Consider the following 17,736-nt stretch of genomic DNA (forward strand, 5'->3'; position numbering starts at 1 on the left):
AATTGTGCATTCTACCCAGAGCTTAAAGCAGCGGATATCTGGGTGGCGCGCAGGGACTCGAAGGTGCGCCATCGCTCAGGCCGGCAGGATGCGCGGCTTCCCGGACGGCGGCGATGCGCTGGACAAAGCGCGGCGCCTGCCCCTGCGGCCCCTCCTGAAAACCGTCTTCAAAGGCAACGATTCTCAGGTCGCGGCAGGTGTCGAGCAGTTCTCCGGTGCGCAGCAAAAAGTCAGGCCGCGAAGGCTTGCCCACGGTTTCATTGCCCTGCGTAAAGGTTTCGTAAATCAGGACGCCGCCGGGCGCCAGGCTGCCCAGCAAGGTCGGCATGAGCGGGCGCCACAGGTAGTTGGTGACCACCACCGCCGCAAACTGCCGGCCCGCGAAGGGCCACGGGCCGTTTTCAATGTCGGCCACCACGGCTTCGCAGGCGGAGGGTGGAATTGCTATGGAATCAATAGCTGCCTGCGCACGGTCCACCAGCGCCAAAGGGTGATTTCGTTCATGAAACCAGCGCGCGTGGCGGCCGTGCCCGCAGGCCACGTCGAGCACCACGCCGCCAGGCGCCACGAGGTGCGACCAGCGCCGTACCCAGTCGGAAGGCGGCGCCGTGGCGCTATCGGCAGCGCCAAGAGGTGATGTTGTTACTATCATTTTAATAGCTGGTAATGCATGCCTGTATTGCGCATAAGGCCAAAAAAAGCTTGCAAACAAGGTCAGGAAACGGCTAAAAGCAGCTCCACAGCTGGTTGGCAAGTGTGAGCAGGAAGCCAGGCCGGGTGTAGAGGGCAAACACGCCCAGCGATGCGGCGATGGCCAGGCTCCACAGCGCAAGTTTCAGCATCACTTCAGGCTCCCTGCGGCAATCCGCCCGGGCTGCTGCGCTCGATTGGCGCTTCCCGGACCGGCAGGTTCACCAGTCCCGCGAACACGCCCAGCGCAATCGCGATGTACCAGACGATGTCGTAGCTGCCGGTGCGGTCGTACAGCACGCCGCCCAGCCACACGCCCATGAACGAGCCGATCTGGTGGCTGAAGAAGATGAAGCCGCTGAGCATCGACATGTGCTGGATGCCGAAGATCTGCGCCACCACCGCGTTGGTCGGCGGAATCGTCGAGAGCCACAGCAGCCCCATCAGGCTGGCGAAAACATAGACGCTGGCCGGGCTCAGCGGCGCGGCCAGAAACACGGCGATGACGACGGCGCGGGAAAAGTAAATCGTCGCCAGGATTTTGCGTTTTGCGATGCGCTGGCCCAGCGAGCCGGCAATGTAGGTGCCGAAGACATTGAACAGCCCGATCAGCGCCAGCGCATAGCCTGCCACCTGCGGCGACAGGCCCTTGTCCTTGAGGTAGCTGGGCATGTGCACGCCGATGAACACGACCTGAAAGCCGCAGACGAAGTAGCCCGCCATCAGCATCTGAAAGCTCGGGTATTTGAGCGCCTCGCGCAGCGCCTGGGCTATGCTCTGGTCGCGCTTGGCGGGCGTTGCGCCGGCAAAGCCGGTTTCGCGCAAGCCCAGCGCCATCGGCACGATCAGCAGCACGGCGCCGCCGAGCACCAGGAGGGCGGCCTGCCAGCCCAGGCTGCTGATCAGGAAGCCTTCGGTAGGCACCATCAGGAACTGGCCGAACGAGCCCGCCGCAGCGGCGACTCCCATCGCCCACGAGCGCTTGTCGGCCGAAATATTGCGGCCGATGACGCCGTAGATCACCGCGTAGGTGGTGCCTGCCTGCGCGGCCCCGATCAGCACCCCGGCCGTCAGCGTGAACAGCAGGCCGGTCGGCGACAGCGCCATGCCCACCAGGCCCAGCGCGTACAGCACGGCGCCGCCCGCAATCACCCGGAACGCGCCGAAGCGGTCAGCCACCATGCCGGCGAAAATCCCGAAGATGCCCCACGACAGGTTTTGCACCGCAATCGCAAAGGCGAAGGTTTCACGCGTCCAGCCCTGCGCCTGCGTGATGGGCTGCAGCCACAGGCCAAAGCCGTGCCGGATGCCCATCGACAGCGTGACAATGGCCGCGCCGCAGGCCAGCACCTGGAGCATGGAGAGTTTTGGGGGCGAAGAAAGGGGGCTTGAGGCCATGAGCGGACTTTAAGGAAAATGCTCAAGGATAGTCACTTGCGCGCATCCTGGCCGGCCAGCGGTTTTTGCCCGGCCTCCGCCGTCTTTGATAACTGTATGTTTGTACAGGTAGTTGGCGGGTCCGGACTACAATTCAAACAACACTTGAACTGCCATGGCTGAAAAAAACATCACTGCTTCCCCCGCTTATTCCGAAAGCTCGATCCGCGTTTTGAAGGGCCTGGAGCCCGTCAAGCAGCGCCCGGGCATGTACACCCGCACCGACAATCCGCTGCACATCATTCAGGAAGTGCTCGACAACTCGGCCGACGAAGCGCTCGCCGGGCACGGCAAAAAGATCAAGGTCACGCTGCACACCGATGGCTCAGTCAGCATTGAAGACGACGGGCGCGGCATTCCGTTCGGCCTGCACCCGGAAGAAAAAGCGCCCGTGGTCGAGCTGGTGTTCACCCGGCTGCATGCCGGCGGCAAGTTCGACAAGGGCAAGGGCGGCGCCTACAGTTTTTCGGGCGGCCTGCACGGCGTCGGCGTCAGCGTGACCAATGCGCTATCCACCCGGCTTGAAGTCACTTCCTACCGCGAAGGCAAGGTCGCCAGCCTGGCTTTTTCCGGCGGCGACGTGATCGAGCCGCTGGTGCTGCGCCCGAACGGCAATGGCGACCGAAAATCCGGCACCACGGTGCGCGCCTGGCCCGATGCCAAATATTTTGAATCACCGGCGCTGCCGATGGCCGAGCTGACGCACCTGCTGCGCAGCAAGGCGGTGCTGATGCCCGGCGTGACCGTCACGCTGACGAATGAAAAAACCAAGGAAGTCCAGACCTGGCTCTACAAGGGCGGCCTGCGCGACTACCTGATGCAGACGCTGACCGCCGACCCGGTGATCCCGATGTTTGAAGAGGAGGGCTTTGCCGATGCCGCGCACGAGACCTTCGCCGAAGGCGAGGGTGCCAGCTGGTGCGTCGCCTTCACCGAAGACGGCCAGCCGGTGCGCGAAAGCTACGTCAACCTGATCCCGACCAGCGCCGGCGGCACGCACGAAAGCGGGCTGCGCGACGGCCTGTTCACGGCGGTGAAAAGCTTTATCGAACTGCATTCGCTGCTGCCCAAGGGCGTCAAGCTGCTGCCCGAGGATGTGTTTGCCCGCGCCAGCTACGTGCTCTCGGCCAAGGTGCTGGACCCGCAGTTCCAGGGCCAGATCAAGGAGCGGCTCAATTCGCGCGATGCGGTGCGGCTGGTGTCGAGTTTTGTGCGCCCGGCGCTCGAACTCTGGCTGAACCAGCATGTCGATTACGGCAAGAAACTGGCCGAACTCGCCATCAAGGCCGCGCAAAGCCGCCAGAAGGCCGGCCAGAAGGTCGAAAAACGCAAGGGCTCGGGCGTGGCGGTGCTGCCCGGCAAGCTGACCGATTGCGAAAGCAAGGACCTGGCGAACAACGAAGTGTTTCTGGTCGAGGGCGACTCGGCCGGCGGCAGTGCCAAGATGGGCCGCGACAAGGAAAACCAGGCCGTGCTGCCGCTGCGTGGCAAGGTGCTCAACACCTGGGAAGTGGACCGCGACCGGCTGTTCGCCAACACCGAAATCCACGATATCTCGGTCGCCATCGGCGTCGATCCGCACGGCCCGAACGACACGCCGGACCTGAGCGCCCTGCGCTACGGCAAGGTCTGCATCCTGTCCGACGCCGACGTGGACGGCTCGCATATCCAGGTGCTGCTGCTGACGCTGTTTTTCCGGCATTTCCCCAAGCTCATCGAAACCGGCCATGTCTATGTGGCGCGGCCGCCGCTGTACCGCGTCGATGCGCCGGCGCGCGGCAAGAAGCCGGCGTCCAAGGTCTATGCCCTGGACGAAGGCGAACTGACCGCCATCCTGGACAAATTGCGCAAGGACGGCGTGCGCGAAAACGCCTGGAGCATCAGCCGCTTCAAGGGCCTGGGCGAAATGAGCGCGGAACAATTGTGGGATACGACACTCAATCCGGACACCCGCCGCCTGATGCCGGTTCAGTTGGGCAACCAGGATTTCGGGCAGACCGAAAGCCTCATCACCAAGCTGATGGGCAAGGGCGAGGCGGCGGCGCGGCGTGAACTGATGGAACTGCACGGCGACGCGGTGGAAATTGACGTTTGAGAGGAGACCGGATGCGCCTGAAGCTGTTTTCGTTGCTGAACCTGCCGCTGCTGGCCGTGCTGCTGACGGCCCTGCATGCCCCCCCGGCGCGGGCTGACATCTGGGCGTATATCGATGGCCAGGGCGTCACGCACTTTTCATCGCTGCAGCTCGATGAGCGCTACGAGCTTTTTTCACGCGGTGGCGAAAGCTTCACGACGGGAAAAACCGCTGGCAACCCGGCCCAGGGCGCCCAAGGCGTTGCCGCGACGCCGCCCAGGCTGCGGGCGTATTTCGAGCTGTCTCCCGGCTACAAGGCGGTCAGGCATCTGCTGCGCGAAGCCTCGGACAAGCACGGCATTGATTACGAACTGCTGCAGGCGCTGATTGCCACCGAGTCCGGCTTCAACGCCCAGGCGGTTTCCCCCAAGGGCGCGGTCGGCCTGATGCAGCTGATTCCACCGACGGCGGCGCGCTACGGCGTGAAATCCGACAAAACCGCCCAGGCCGAGCAAAAGCTGACCGATCCCAGGACCAACATCCGGGCCGGCTCCAGCTACCTGAGCGACCTGATGAAGCTCTTCCCGGGTGAGATTGAACTGGCCATCGCGGCCTACAACGCGGGCGAAGGCGCGGTCCAGCGGGCGGGCAACCGGATACCGAATTACCCGGAAACGAAAAATTACGTCAAAACCGTGATGCAGCTCTACAACCAGCTCAAGCCGGCCAGCACGGGACGCAGCACTTCAGTCAGTTCGGGCCGGGTGCGCATGGAAATGATGGGCGGCGCCAGCGGCCGGGCCAACATGCCTGCGGCCCTGGCCGCGTCGCCGTCCCTTGTATTGCCGGAGGTCGCAGCCCGGCTGGATTGAGCGGCATTCCGGGTATTTATACGGATTCCCCGGTTTTCTCCTGGGCCACAATTCCCGCAGACTGCCAACGCAGCTTTTTCCGATAACCATGGCGGCCAGCCCCCACCTTGCGCGCAGGCCCGCCTCACCAATTCGAGCACACCACGATGGACCTATTCACACCCGCTGTCGAAGCCGACATTCCGGAACCCGCCGACCAGGACAGTCTGGCGGCCTACGCCCAGCGCGCCTACCTTGAATACGCGCTGAGCGTCGTCAAGGGCCGGGCGCTGCCCGATGTCTGCGACGGCCAGAAGCCCGTCCAGCGGCGCATTCTCTACAGCATGGCGCGCATGGGTCTGGCCTTTGGCGGCCCCAATGGCGCGACCGGCGCCCGGCCGGTCAAATGCGCCCGCGTGGTCGGCGATGTGCTCGGCCGCTTTCACCCGCACGGCGACCAGGCCGCGTATGACGCGCTGGTGCGCATGGCGCAGGACTTCTCGCAGCGCTACCCGCTGATCGACGGCCAGGGCAATTTCGGCTCCAGAGACGGCGATGGCGCCGCCGCCATGCGCTACACCGAGGCCCGGCTGGCACGCATCACCACGCTGCTGATGGACGAGATCGACGAAGGCACGGTCGATTTCATCCCGAATTACGACGGCTCGACCGAGGAGCCGCGCCAGTTGCCCGCGCGCCTGCCGTTCACGCTGCTCAACGGCGCCAGCGGCATTGCCGTCGGGCTGGCGACCGAAATTCCCAGCCACAACCTGCGCGAGGTCGCCGATGCCTGCGTGGCGCTGATCAAGACGCCCAAGCTCAGCGATGAAGAGTTGTACACGCTGATTGCCGGCCCCGACTACCCGGGCGGCGGCCAGATCATCTCCAGCGGCGCCGAGATTGCCGCCGCCTACCGCACCGGACGCGGCTCGCTCAAGGTGCGCGCGCGCTGGAAGATTGAAGAGCTGGCGCGCGGCCAGTGGCAGCTCGTCGTGCAGGAACTGCCGCCCGGCGTCAGCACCCAGCGCGTGCTGGAGGAAATCGAGGAAATCACCAACCCCAAGATCAAGCTCGGCAAGAAGGCGCTCAGCCTGGACCAGGTGCAGCTCAAGCAGTCCATGCTGGCGGTGCTTGACGTGGTGCGCGACGAGTCGAGCAAGGACGCCGCCGTGCGCCTGGTGTTCGAGCCCAAGACCAGCCGGACGGCCCAGGCCGAACTCATCAACACGCTGCTGTCGCACACCAGCCTGGAGAGTTCCTCGCCGATCAACATGACCATGATCGGCCTGGATGGCCGGCCGACGCAAAAGTCATTGCGCCAGATGCTGAACGAATGGATCGCGTTTCGCCAGACGACGATTGAAAAACGCTCGCAGCACCGGCTCGACAAGGTGCTGGCGCGCATCCACATCCTCGAAGGGCGGCAGACGGTGCTGCTCAACATCGACGAGGTGATCGCCATCATCCGCCAGTCGGACGAGCCCAAGTCGGCGCTGATCGCCAGGTTCTCCTTAAGCGACCGGCAGGCCGAGGACATCCTGGAAATCCGCCTGCGCCAACTCGCGCGGCTCGAAGCCATCAAGATCGAGCAGGAACTGAAAACCCTGCGCGAGGAGCAGGGCAGGCTCGAAGACATCCTGGGCAACCCGACGGCGCTGCGCCGGCTGATGATCAAGGAAATCGAGGCCGACGCCAAGCAGTTCGCCGACCCGCGCCGCACGCTGATCCAGGCCGAGAAAAAATCGGTGCTCGAAGTCAAGGTGCTCGACGAGCCGGTCACGGTCGTGGTCAGCAGCAAGGGCTGGGTGCGCGCGCGCGGCGGCCACGGCCATGCACCAAGCAGCTTTGCCTTCAAGGCGGGCGACGCGCTGTACGGCACGTTTGAATGCCGCACCGTCGATACGCTGCTGGCCTTTGGCAGCAACGGCCGGCTGTATTCGGTGCCGGTGGCCATGCTGCCCGGCGCGCGCGGCGACGGCCAGCCGGTCACAACGCTGATCGACCTGGAATCGGGAACGCAGCTGCTGCACTACTTTGCCGGGCCGGCCTCGGCCATGCTGCTGCTGTCGAGTTCAGGCGGCTATGGTTTCCTGGCGACGGTGGAAAACATGGTTTCGCGCAACCGCAGCGGCAAGGCCTTCATCACGCTGGCCGAGGGCGAAACGCTGTGCCGCCCGTCCCATGTCAGCGGCGCCTCGGGCAGCCAGCCCTTGCCGCCCGCCACGCATGTGGCCTGCGCCTCGACCGGCCAGCGCATCCTGACGTTTGACATCGGCGAGATCAAGCAGATGGAAAAGGGCGGGCGCGGCCTGATGCTGATCGACCTGGAAGACAAGGACACACTGGCCGGCGCGGCCGCCTACACCCGCAGCGTGCGCATCGAAGGCATCGGGCGCGGCGCCAAGCCGCGCGAGGAAACGCTGGAAATCCGCAGCCTGAACAACGCGCGCACCGTACGCGCCCGCAAGGGCAAGTCGGCCGATCTGGGCTTCAAGCCGACCGGAATTGTCCGGGTTGAGTGATGAAATAGGCTGTTTGCGCAATGTTGACGGGCGCAGGCAGCTATTTATTTCATAGCGGCTGGTCTGCCAGGCGTTCCAGCGCTGTCATCCACTGCTGCAAGACCGGCGCAAGCCTTCAACACCCGCCATGCACCAGCGCGAAAAGGCGCTCGCGCGGCTGCCAGCGCTGGCCTTCCAGGTGCCAGTATTTCTGGCCGCAGGCGGTTTCAAAAAATGCGCGCCGCCTTTGCAGCCGGCCCGATCCGACGACGCTTTTGAGCACCACGTAGCGGATTTCGCCGGTTGGCCCGAGGATCACCGTCGAGCCGCCGTAGTAGGTGAAGGCCGGCCCTTCGGCCGAGGCGCGCACATGGCGTTCCTGCGTGATTTCGGCGACCAGGTCGAAGACGATCTGCCCGTTCGGGCCGGCGCGCCTGGCGGTGCGTATCGACTCGGCGCAGGGCAGGCTCACCGTGTCGCCGTCCAGGCGCGGGTCGCCGTTGGCCACCAGACCGAATTCTTCGAGGCGGCCCGGGCGCGTGACGTAGTAGCCGAGCATGCAGGCCTGCCGGTGGCGCTCGTCCAGGTCGGCCGCGTTGGCCGGATCGCCGCGAAAGCGCAGCGTCCCGAAGTCGAGTCCCGGCACCTCGGGCAGGTCCATCCGGGGCCGGTGCCAGAGCAGCGCGTCCTGCGACAGGTGATTCGCCGTGCGCGGATAGATGTCGCGCCGCCAGAAGGCGTCGATCAGCGCGCCCCGGTAGTCCCAGGGGTCGTCGGGCACCAGGTCGTAGTCGGCGGTGATCAGGGCGCGCAGGTAGTCGCCGAAGGTCATGCCGACCGGCGGGCAGTAGTCGATGGCGCGGATGCAGATGCCCAGGAACTGGCTGGCCAGCTTGCTGGCGCGCTCGGCCAGGATGCTCTGCAGGTCGTGCGAGAGTTCGCCCGCCGGCAACAGGCCGCTGCCGCCGGTGGCCAGGCGCACGAAGCGCTCGGTGCGGCGCCGGTACACCTGCACGAAGGCATCGAACACGGCGCTCACCAGCACCGAGCCGAGCTGGTGCGCCTCGAGGCCGGGCTGGTAGCGCCTCGGGTTGCCGGTGTCTTTTTCGACCGCGCTGCGCAGCGGGCCGTTCTGGCCGGTGGTGTGCCCGAACTCGCCGGCCAGCTCCGTCAGGAGGTCGGCATGCTGCAAGGCGCCCTTGCAGCGCCGGATCGCGGTCAGCACCACTTCGGTGTAGCTGAAGTGCTGGAAGATGGCGACCAGGTCGGCGAAGGCTTCATGGAACGCGACCACGTCGGCGTTGGTCGGCACGATGAAGTGCGCGCGCAGCCCGTCGAGCAGCGCATGCGTCACCTCGTGAACCACGATGTCGTGCGACAGGCAGGTGAAGACATAGCCGCCCGGCATGGTGCGCGTGGTCGGTTTTTCGCTCGCCGGGAAATAGCCGAAACGCAGCTCGCCGGTGGTGATGCAGTTTTGATAGTAGGCGTTCTGCTCCTGGCCGTGGTGCGGCCTGAGCACCAGCCGGGCCGGATTTCTTCCGTCACCGAAACCCCAGCCCAGGTTGCGGCCCAGCGCGGTCTTGAAGGTCGAATAGACATTGCTGCACACCGCATAGACCATCTGGTGGTGAAAGCGCGGGTCCGAGGGCGAGGGGTCGTAGCCGTCGGTCATCAGCACCTTGCGCTCCTCCAGGTCGGCCGCCCGGTAGCGAACGCCGAGCTGCCCGTCGTTCGGGTCCACCTCGAACAGCGTGCCCACCGGCCCCGGCTCCAGCGGCTCGAAGGGGACATTGACCGTGGCGACCGAGCCTTCGAGCCGCGACACCGACGGATCGACCGTGTAGATGCGCAGCGGGCGGTACAGTGGGTCGCCCGGCTGGCGCTCATAAGGAGTCACCGGGGGCTGGCGCACGCCCGAGCCAATGGCGTAGTCTTCGCTTTCGCCGGGATAGCGGCGCACCGCCTGCGAGCCGGCAAGGGCGCTTGCTTCTTCGCGGCTCGCGGCATCGGCGGCGACCGCCTCGGTGGTCGTCGCGGTGGACAGCGGGGTGTCCGGAGCGCCCATCGCCGGCTATCGGGCGGCCAGCGCCTGCACCGCCTTGGCCAGCCCGTTCACGGCCTGCAGCAAGGCGGCGTCGCCGGGCGGGCCTGAAGTCGTGGCCGGTTCCCGGCTTGCGGGCGCCCGGCTGCCGGCGGCCAGCGGCTGCAGGAGTGCGCCCGTGCGCGCGTCGTCGGCGCAATCGAGCATCGGCGCCTGGCGTGCTGCGCCGCCGAACTCGGCCAGCACGCGGCGCAGGAACTCCTCATTGCTCATGCCCTGGATGCCGGTTGCCAGCACCTTGGTGGCGCGCCGGGTGAAGTCGCCGCTGCCTTCGCTTTCAAGCGCGACCTGGTGGTCCAGGCAGGCCGAGAACTTCACATCGCGCATGCGCTGGGCGCCGCCGCTGCTGATGGCGCGCGAAGCGCCGCGCAGTTGCTGGCGAAAACGCTTGTGCGCCTCGATGATGGCCGGCGTCAGCTTGACGAAGCGCGCCTTGGTGCCGGGCGGCCGCGCCATTTCGCCGGGCGACAGGCCCACGGCAAAGCGGGTGTTGGTTCCGGAATGGCAGCAGTCCATGAAGCAGGTCATGTTGACGCCGTCGGGAATGCGGGCGAACAGCGCGGCGATGTCGTCGTCGATGTAGAGCGCGCCGCTGGCGAAGTCCACCGGGCACAGCGCCTCGTCGATGTTGTCGTCCTCGTCGCCGTTCAGGTCGGGCGCCTGCGTGCCGTGCCCGGCGTACTGGAAAACGATCACGTCGCCGCAGCGGCTTTGATCGACCAGCCGGCTCAACTCGCGCTCCAGCGTGGCCCGGCTCGCATCGCCATCGAGCAGCAGCCGGGTCTCAAAGCCCAGTCCAGCGAGCGTGCGCCCCCAGTTGCGCGCATCGTTGACGCAGCCGGCGAGCTGGTGCTCGGGCGCCGGGTAGGCGTCGATGCCGACGCACAGCGCCAAGCGCCGGCCGCCGCCATTGCCATTGCCTGCCAGTGGCACGGCAGGCAACAGCGCGGGCGAAGGCGGCATGTAAGGTAGCGCTGGAACCTGCGTTTTGATGGGCGGCGCCGCGTAGCCAGCGCCTGCCGTGAAGTCGAAGTCGGCGGGCCAGTCAACCTCCTCGATCCAGGGTCGCGATGCGGCGCGCGCGGCCGGATAGCCGGCGATGTCGGCGGCGTCGGGCTTGTCGAGAACCCGGCGCACGACGCTGTTCATGGTCGGCGCATCGTCGTCAAAGCCGCCGTGCGACTGGGACGTGCTGGCCGAGCGGCCGGTGTCGCCCGGCGTGGGCGACCAGACCACGCTCGAAGGTGTTGCCGGCGTTGCGCCCAGGCCGAACAGGCGCTTGAGGTCGGCGTCGCCGCGCAGGCTTTCCTCCAGCCCGAGGATGGCGGTTGCGCGCCGGTCTTCCAGGGCGTTGAAGATCAGGTAGAGCAGCGACTTGCGGTAGATCTGCGCGCAGTTGTCCTGGCGCTCGAAATCCCTGCGCATGGTGTAGAGCGTCAGGGATTCCACCGCCCGGCCCGGGCCGATGTGCTCCAGCAGGTGCTGCCTGAAGGTATCGACGCGCACCGCAGGCGCCAGGAAATGCGCCGTCCTGAACGCCGGAACGCCCAGCCCGTGCGCCAGCGGCAGGAAGTGGCTGTGAAAAATCGAGCCCGCGCTGTGACCGACCGCATGCAGTTCAACCTGCCCGGCGTGGGCGTCGCAGAACGCCTTCAGCTGGCGGGCGACATAGTGCGCGCCGCCGCCGATGTCGCCGCTGCCTGAGGGTGGATCAACCGCATGCTCGGCGCTCGACTTCATGCCGCCCCAGATGCGCGGCCCCTGCAGGACGCGCGCGCCAATTTCTAGCAGCGGGTCGGTCGTGAAGTCGGCAAGACCCCGCGACACCGCGCGGCTGCCCTGCTGCGCGCGGCCGAGCAGTTGGCCGATGGTCTCGAAAAAGCCGGTTTCCCAGATGAAATAGACCGGATAGACGCCGTTGCGGCGCCACCAGTCGATGTGCTTGCTGGCGATCTGCAGCCCGCTGGCTTCGGACACCAGGCCGCCGTGCGCGTAAAACAGCAGGCGCAGCTTCTGGCCGGCAGGCAGTTCGCTGACCGCCTGCGGCAAATGCTGCTCGAAGATCGCGTCAATGTCTTCAGGGGTCGAGCTGGCTTCGCCCTCGCCCGAGAGGCGGCCGACCTTCAGGTTGACGAGGTGCGGCCGCAGGGCGTTCAGCGCTGCCGTGCTCAGGCCTGAATCACGGCTTTGCACGGGGGCGGCGGGGCCGGCGCCTGCCGCCGGGGCGGCTCCGGCTTCGCGCTCGTCATGCGACAGTTCGGCGTCGCCGGACTCGCCGGCGTTGTCGGTGATGCGCGACAGTGAGCGGATCGCCTCGGCGATGTTCCGGTCGGTTTCCTCGGGGAAAGGCTGCTGCCGGGCGGGTTCGCGCGTGCCCGCCGCCTGCAGCTCCTGCCTGAGGAGTTCGACCTCGGCCAGGATGTCGTTGTAGACCAGCGCGCTGCCGGGACACGACTTGGGCGACATGGCGTTGTGAAAGCGCAGGCTGCCGGCCGGCAGGTGAAAGCGCGCCTGCACCAGCGCCACGACCCGCAGCGCGGTGTCCTTTTGCAGGCCGTCGAACGGGTCGCGGCCCTGGTCGAAGTCGCCGATCATCTCGAACATGAAGGGGCCGAAGGCCTTGTTGCCGTTGTGCCCGGCGGCGCTGGCCGGCGGCAGGTTCCAGTTGCGTCCCAGCCAGATCATGCCCTCGGGGTCGATGGTGATGTGCTGCGCGATGTCACTCCAGCCGTTCACCTGCGTGTGGAAGCGCCACATCGAGACAATCGTGTCGTGGCCGCGAAAGTCGGCATGCCGGGGCCGCCAGGTGTGGTGCATGTGCACCGCGTCGATTTTCCGGGTGAAGGGAAAGTTCTGCAGCAGCTGCTCGAACTGCTCCGGCGAAAGACGCTGGAATGTGGGTGTCGGCATGGCGCATCCCCGTGTGACGAGTGGGCGCCCACTCTACACCCGCAGGATGAGGTTTCAATGCGGGGCGTTACCCTGCCTGCCGTGTAAAACGCCTCTGGCCTTTGGCGGCTGATGCGCGAATCGGACAGCGTTGGCAGCACGACCTTCGCTGGCCCCCATCCCGGCCTTCCCCCAGCGGGGGAAGGAGAAAAAACCGGGCTCCAGCCGCGCCTTGACAAGTCTTACAAACTTCATGATTTGAAACGGCCGCCCGGCCGTTCCAAATCACAGGGCTGGCAAGCTTCACTCCACCTCGGCGATCAGCTCGATCTCCACGCAGGCGCCCAGCGGGATCTGCGCCACGCCGAACGCGCTGCGGGCGTGCTTGCCGGCGTCGCCGAACACTTCGCCCAGCAGTTCGCTGCAGCCGTTGGTGACCAGGTGGTGTTCGGTGAAGTCGCCGGTCGAATTGACCAGGCTCATGACTTTCACGATGCGCTTGATTTTGCCCAGGTCGCCGGTGGCCGCGTGCAAGGTGCCCATCAGGTCAATGGCGATGAGCCGGGCCGCAGCCTTGCCTTCTGCGGTCGTCACGTTCTTGCCGAGCTGGCCGACGATGACCTGGCCGTCCTTCTTGGCCAGGTGGCCGCTCAGGAACACCAGCTTGCCGGTCTGCACGAACGGCAGGTAGGCGGCGGCCGGCGCGGCCACTTCGGGCAGCGTGATGTTCAGGGACTTGAGCTTTTCGTAAACAGGGTGGGTGGGGGTGGTCATGGTGGTCCGTGTGAAGGATAAAAATGAATCAAATACGGTGTTTGCGCACTATTCATATGCATAACATGCTATGAATAAAAGAGCGAATGCCGGTTTCGGGATTTTGCATGGTAACGCACTGCAGGCCCGCGCCGGACAGGGTTTGGGCTACCGCTTGAGGCCCCAGCCGGCCCGCCGGATGCCGCGCGGTAAGCTCTGCCATTCGCCCGCTTTGTTGAGCCGGTGCAAGCCTGTCGAAGCAGTCAAAAAAAGCCAGGAAAGGCAAACCCGTGGGTTTTTCCGTTGTCGCCCGGCCGGCTGCCAGCCCGGCCAGCCTTGGGCTTGCGTTGGCCGGACTCGTCGCGGGCGTGGCCGTGCAGCTGCAGCAGCCCGCGCTGTGGCCATCCGGCGGCTATGCCGCACTGGTGGCGCTGGCTGTTGTCCTGGCGGGCGGCTGGCAGGGCGTCAAAGCCTTGATGCGCTTTCAAGGCCCGGCTTCGGTCAGCGCCCGCCTGATGGTGCTGGCCATTGCCGTCCTGCTGGGCTTTGGCCTGACCGGCTGGCGGGCTGGCGCTTTCCAGGCGACGGCGCTGGACCCGGCGCTGGAAGGGCGCGACATTGCCGTCACGGGTACGGTGCTGGCCATGCCGCAGTTCAGCGAAGACGCGCTGCGCTTTCGCCTCGGCATCGAATCGGCGCGGCTTGACGGCCGGGCGGTGGCGCTGCCGCCGCAGATCATGCTGGGCTGGTATTCGGGCTTCATCGGGCGCGAGACGAAAAACTCGTCGGTTGAAAGCAGCGATGCGTCCGAGCTGGCGCTGGAGCTGCAGCGCAAGCCGCAGCCGCTGCGCGCCGGCGAGCGCTGGCAGATGACGGTGCGGCTCAAGGCGCCGCACGGCAACAGCAATCCGCATGGCTTCGACTACGAACTCTGGCTGTGGGAGCAGGGCATCCAGGCCACCGGCTATGTGCGCGCCTCACCGCACGATGCGCCGCCCGCCAGGCTGTCCAGCAGCCCATGGCGCCATGCCGTGGAGGGCGCGCGCCAGTCGGTTCGCGAGGCGATTTATGCGCGCGTGGACGACCGGCAACAGGCCGGGGTGCTGGCCGCGCTGGTGGTCGGCGACCAGAACGCCATCGAGCGTGCCGACTGGGATGTGTTCCGCGCGACCGGCGTCGCGCACCTGATGAGCATCTCGGGCCTGCACATCACGATGTTCGCCTGGGTGGCGTCGCTGCTGATCGGCACGCTGTGGCGGCGCTCGGCCCGCTTGACGCCCCGGCTGTGCCTGGCCCTGCCGGCGAGCAGCGCCGGGGCCTTGGGCGGACTGCTGCTGGCGACGTTGTATGCCTTGTTTTCGGGCTGGGGCGTGCCGGCCCAGCGCACCATCCTGATGCTGGCCACGGTGGTGCTGCTGCGGCAAAGCGGCCGGCAGTGGCCGTGGCAGCAAGCCTGGCTGCTGGCCATGGCGGTGGTGGCGGTGCTCGATCCGTGGGCCTTGATGCAGGCCGGATTCTGGCTGTCGTTTGTCGCGGTCGGCGTGCTGTTTGCTACGGATTCAGGAGCTACTCGCGCCCGTCCGGCAAGCGCGGAAGGCCAGTTTGATTCAAAATTTTTGCCCTGGTGGCTGGCCAGGCCGCTGGCCTGCCTGCTGCGCTCGGCGCGCGAGCAATGGGTGGTCACGCTGGCGCTGACGCCGCTGTCGCTGCTGCTGTTCAACCAGGTGTCGCTGGTCGGCCTGCTGGCCAATGCGCTGGCGATTCCCTGGGTCACGCTGCTGGTCACGCCGCTGGCCATGCTGGGCGTTTTTTATGCACCACTGTGGGATGCGGCCGCCTGGGCCGTCGGCCTGCTGACCGGGCTTTTGCAGGGGCTGGCGAGCTGGCCGCTGGCGTCGGTCGATGTCGCTGCTGCACCGCTGTGGTGCGCCGTTGCGGGCGTGCTGGGCGGTGGCCTGCTGGCGCTGCGGCTGCCCTGGCACTGGCGCGCGCTCGGCATTCCGCTGCTGCTGCCGGTGCTGCTGTGGCAGCCCGCGCGCGTGGCGCCCGGCCAGTTTGAACTGCTGGCCGCTGACATCGGTCAGGGCAATGCGGTGCTGGTTCGCACGGCGACGCATGCCTTGCTGTACGACACCGGCCCGCGCTTTTCGCGCGAAAGCGATGCCGGCAACCGCGTGCTGGTGCCGCTGCTGCGGGCGCTTGGCGCGCGCATCGACATCCTGATGCTCAGCCACCGCGACAGCGACCACAGCGGCGGCGCGCCGGCCGTGCTGGCGATGCAGCCGCAGGCCAGTCTGCTCAGTTCGATTGAGGACGGCCATGAGTTGCAGGCCTTGCGCCCGTCAACCCGCTGCGCCGCCGGCCAGCGCTGGGCCTGGGACGGCGTGGATTTCGAGGTGCTGCATCCGGCGGCCGCCGACTACGCGCTGGCGAAAAAATCCAATGCCATGAGTTGCGTGCTGCGCATCTCCAATGGCGCCCAGACGGCGCTGCTGACTGGCGACATCGAAGCGCCGCAGGAACTCGGCCTGGTGTCAAGCAGCCCGGAGCGCCTGAAGGCCGACTTTCTGCTGGTGCCGCACCATGGCAGCAAGACCTCGTCGAGCGCGGTTTTCCTCGACGCGGTGCAGCCCCGGCTGGCGCTGGCCCAGGCCGGCTACCGCAACCGTTTCGGCCATCCGGTGGCCGTGGTGGCGGCGCGTTACGACGAGCGCGGCATCCGGCTGGTGCGCTCGCCGCAGTGTGGCGCGGCCACCTGGCAAAGCCCGAGGCCCGCCGAGATTGCCTGCCAGCGCCAGGCCGGCCAGCGTTACTGGCAGTCCTCTTGAGCCTTTAAATATGCGGCTTCATGCACTTATATGGCGCATAACTTGCTAAGCTATGGTGGAAGTATTTACTGATTCCAAACCTAGACGGAAATTTAAGCTTATGAGCCGACCGATGTTTGACGAGATGAATGCCAGCACTGAAAGCGTGCGCAAACACTACCAGGGCTACCAGCGCTGGCTGGCCCAGCAGCCGGCCGATGTGATGCAGGCGCGCCGCGCCGAAGCGGAAATGATCTTTCGCCGGGTGGGCATCACCTTTGCCGTTTATGGCGACAAGGACGAAGACGGCTCGGGCGCCGAGCGGCTGATTCCGTTTGACCTGATTCCCCGCATCATTCCGGCGCACGAATGGGCGTCGATGGAAAAAGGCCTGGTCCAGCGGGTCACCGCGCTGAACCGCTTCATCCACGATGTGTACCACGAGCAGGAGATCATCAAGGCGGGCATCATCCCGTCGGAGCAGATCTTCCAGAACGCGCAGTTCCGTCCCGAGATGATCGGCGTGAAAGTGCCGGGAAACATTTATTCGCACATCAGCGGCATCGACATCGTGCGCGCGCCCAACGCGCAAGGCGAGGGCGAGTACTACGTGCTCGAAGACAACCTGCGCGTGCCCAGCGGCGTGAGCTACATGCTCGAAGACCGCAAGATGATGATGCGGCTGTTCCCCGAGCTGTTCAGCCAGAACCGCGTCGCCCCGGTCGAGCATTACCCCGACCTGCTGCTCGAAACCCTGCGCGCCATGGCGCCGCCGGCCACCGCCGAGCCCACCGTGGTGGTGCTGACGCCCGGCATGCACAACTCGGCTTATTTCGAGCATGCCTTTCTGGCCCAGCAAATGGGCGTCGAGCTGGTCGAGGGCCTGGACCTGTTCGTCAAGGACAATTTTGTGTACATGCGCACCACGCGCGGCCCCAGGCGCGTCGATGTGATCTACCGCCGCGTCGATGACGATTTCCTTGATCCGCTGGCGTTCCGGCCCAATTCAACGCTGGGCTGCGCGGGCCTGCTCAATGTGTACCGCAGCGGCAACGTGGCCATCTGCAACGCCATCGGCACCGGCGTGGCCGACGACAAGTCGATTTACCCTTACGTGCCCAAGATGATCGAGTTCTACCTCGGCGAAAAACCGATCCTCAAGAACGTGCCGACCTACATGTGCCGCAACCCCGACGACCTGAAGTACACGCTGGCCAACCTGAAAGACCTGGTCGTCAAGGAAGTGCATGGCGCCGGCGGCTACGGCATGCTGGTCGGGCCGGCCTCGACCAAGGCCGAAATCGAAGACTTCCGCGCCGCGCTGCTGGCCAATCCGTCGGGCTACATCGCCCAGCCCACGCTGAGCCTCTCGACCTGCCCGACCTATGTCGAAAGCGGCATTGCCCCGCGCCACATCGACCTGCGACCCTTCGTGCTGAGCGGCAAGGACGTGCAGATGGTGCCCGGCGGCCTGACGCGCGTGGCGCTGAAGGACGGCTCGCTGGTCGTCAATTCGTCGCAGGGCGGCGGCACCAAGGACACCTGGATTCTGGAATCGGATTCGGCGCCTTCCATCCCCTCGGCGACCCAGTCGCAATCGCAGTCGCAATCCATCGCCGTAGGAGTCTGA

Annotated in this window: 10 protein-coding genes; 5 read left to right on the top strand and 5 right to left on the bottom strand. The window is 66.1% G+C overall.

Annotation, left to right across the window (positions count from 1 at the left end):
- Positions 1 to 22 precede the first annotated feature (22 nt).
- A complete protein-coding gene (locus PNAP_RS05995) occupies positions 23 to 652 on the bottom strand; it encodes a class I SAM-dependent methyltransferase (RefSeq protein WP_011800605.1) in 630 nt (209 codons plus the stop codon).
- A gap of 194 nt (positions 653 to 846) precedes the next feature.
- On the bottom strand, positions 847 to 2,088 hold the full coding sequence (locus PNAP_RS06000) for an MFS transporter (RefSeq protein WP_011800606.1): 1,242 nt from the start codon (positions 2,086 to 2,088) through the stop codon (positions 847 to 849).
- A 154-nt stretch (positions 2,089 to 2,242) separates the two neighbouring features.
- Here PNAP_RS06000 and PNAP_RS06005 point away from each other — a divergent pair, with 154 nt between their 5' ends.
- From PNAP_RS06005 to parC, 3 genes are all read left to right on the top strand, one after another.
- On the top strand, positions 2,243 to 4,222 hold the full coding sequence (locus PNAP_RS06005) for a DNA topoisomerase IV subunit B (RefSeq protein ID WP_011800607.1): 1,980 nt from the start codon (positions 2,243 to 2,245) through the stop codon (positions 4,220 to 4,222).
- Between the two features lie 11 nt (positions 4,223 to 4,233).
- A complete protein-coding gene (locus PNAP_RS06010; protein ID WP_011800608.1) occupies positions 4,234 to 5,073 on the top strand; it encodes a lytic transglycosylase domain-containing protein in 840 nt (279 codons plus the stop codon).
- A 146-nt stretch (positions 5,074 to 5,219) separates the two neighbouring features.
- Complete coding sequence (parC, locus tag PNAP_RS06015; protein ID WP_011800609.1) at positions 5,220 to 7,574, top strand: DNA topoisomerase IV subunit A; 2,355 nt, start codon at positions 5,220 to 5,222, stop codon at positions 7,572 to 7,574.
- A gap of 115 nt (positions 7,575 to 7,689) precedes the next feature.
- Here the strand turns inward: parC and PNAP_RS06020 are convergent, their stop codons facing one another.
- The 3 genes from PNAP_RS06020 to PNAP_RS06030 form a co-directional block, all read right to left on the bottom strand.
- Positions 7,690 to 9,621 carry a gluzincin family metallopeptidase gene (locus tag PNAP_RS06020; protein ID WP_011800610.1) on the bottom strand — a complete coding sequence of 644 codons (1,932 nt, stop codon included), beginning with the start codon at positions 9,619 to 9,621 and terminating at the stop codon, positions 7,690 to 7,692.
- A gap of 6 nt (positions 9,622 to 9,627) precedes the next feature.
- Positions 9,628 to 12,567 carry a caspase family protein gene (locus tag PNAP_RS06025; protein ID WP_011800611.1) on the bottom strand — a complete coding sequence of 980 codons (2,940 nt, stop codon included), beginning with the start codon at positions 12,565 to 12,567 and terminating at the stop codon, positions 9,628 to 9,630.
- Between the two features lie 282 nt (positions 12,568 to 12,849).
- Positions 12,850 to 13,320: a RidA family protein gene (locus PNAP_RS06030; RefSeq protein ID WP_011800612.1), complete on the bottom strand. Its 471-nt coding sequence runs from the start codon at positions 13,318 to 13,320 to the stop codon at positions 12,850 to 12,852.
- 269 nt (positions 13,321 to 13,589) lie between these two features.
- Here PNAP_RS06030 and PNAP_RS06035 point away from each other — a divergent pair, with 269 nt between their 5' ends.
- Both PNAP_RS06035 and PNAP_RS06040 read left to right on the top strand, forming a co-directional pair.
- On the top strand, positions 13,590 to 16,127 hold the full coding sequence (locus tag PNAP_RS06035; protein WP_011800613.1) for a DNA internalization-related competence protein ComEC/Rec2: 2,538 nt from the start codon (positions 13,590 to 13,592) through the stop codon (positions 16,125 to 16,127).
- 100 nt (positions 16,128 to 16,227) lie between these two features.
- A complete protein-coding gene (locus PNAP_RS06040; RefSeq protein ID WP_041376560.1) occupies positions 16,228 to 17,736 on the top strand; it encodes a circularly permuted type 2 ATP-grasp protein in 1,509 nt (502 codons plus the stop codon).

The sequence above is a fragment of the Polaromonas naphthalenivorans CJ2 genome (assembly GCF_000015505.1).
GTDB classification, from domain to species: Bacteria; Pseudomonadota; Gammaproteobacteria; order Burkholderiales; family Burkholderiaceae_C; genus Polaromonas; species Polaromonas naphthalenivorans.

What these genes read in the sequence shown, in the direction of transcription:
- PNAP_RS06040 (WP_041376560.1), top strand. Translation starts at nt 16,228, where the DNA reads ATGAGCCGACCGATGTTTGACGAGATGAATGCCAGCACTGAAAGCGTG.
- PNAP_RS06025 (WP_011800611.1), bottom strand. Translation starts at nt 12,567, where the DNA reads ATGCCGACACCCACATTCCAGCGTCTTTCGCCGGAGCAGTTCGAGCAG.
- PNAP_RS05995 (WP_011800605.1), bottom strand. Translation starts at nt 652, where the DNA reads ATGATAGTAACAACATCACCTCTTGGCGCTGCCGATAGCGCCACGGCG.
- PNAP_RS06030 (WP_011800612.1), bottom strand. Translation starts at nt 13,320, where the DNA reads ATGACCACCCCCACCCACCCTGTTTACGAAAAGCTCAAGTCCCTGAAC.
- PNAP_RS06000 (WP_011800606.1), bottom strand. Translation starts at nt 2,088, where the DNA reads ATGGCCTCAAGCCCCCTTTCTTCGCCCCCAAAACTCTCCATGCTCCAG.
- PNAP_RS06005 (WP_011800607.1), top strand. Translation starts at nt 2,243, where the DNA reads ATGGCTGAAAAAAACATCACTGCTTCCCCCGCTTATTCCGAAAGCTCG.
- parC (WP_011800609.1), top strand. Translation starts at nt 5,220, where the DNA reads ATGGACCTATTCACACCCGCTGTCGAAGCCGACATTCCGGAACCCGCC.
- PNAP_RS06010 (WP_011800608.1), top strand. Translation starts at nt 4,234, where the DNA reads ATGCGCCTGAAGCTGTTTTCGTTGCTGAACCTGCCGCTGCTGGCCGTG.
- PNAP_RS06020 (WP_011800610.1), bottom strand. Translation starts at nt 9,621, where the DNA reads ATGGGCGCTCCGGACACCCCGCTGTCCACCGCGACGACCACCGAGGCG.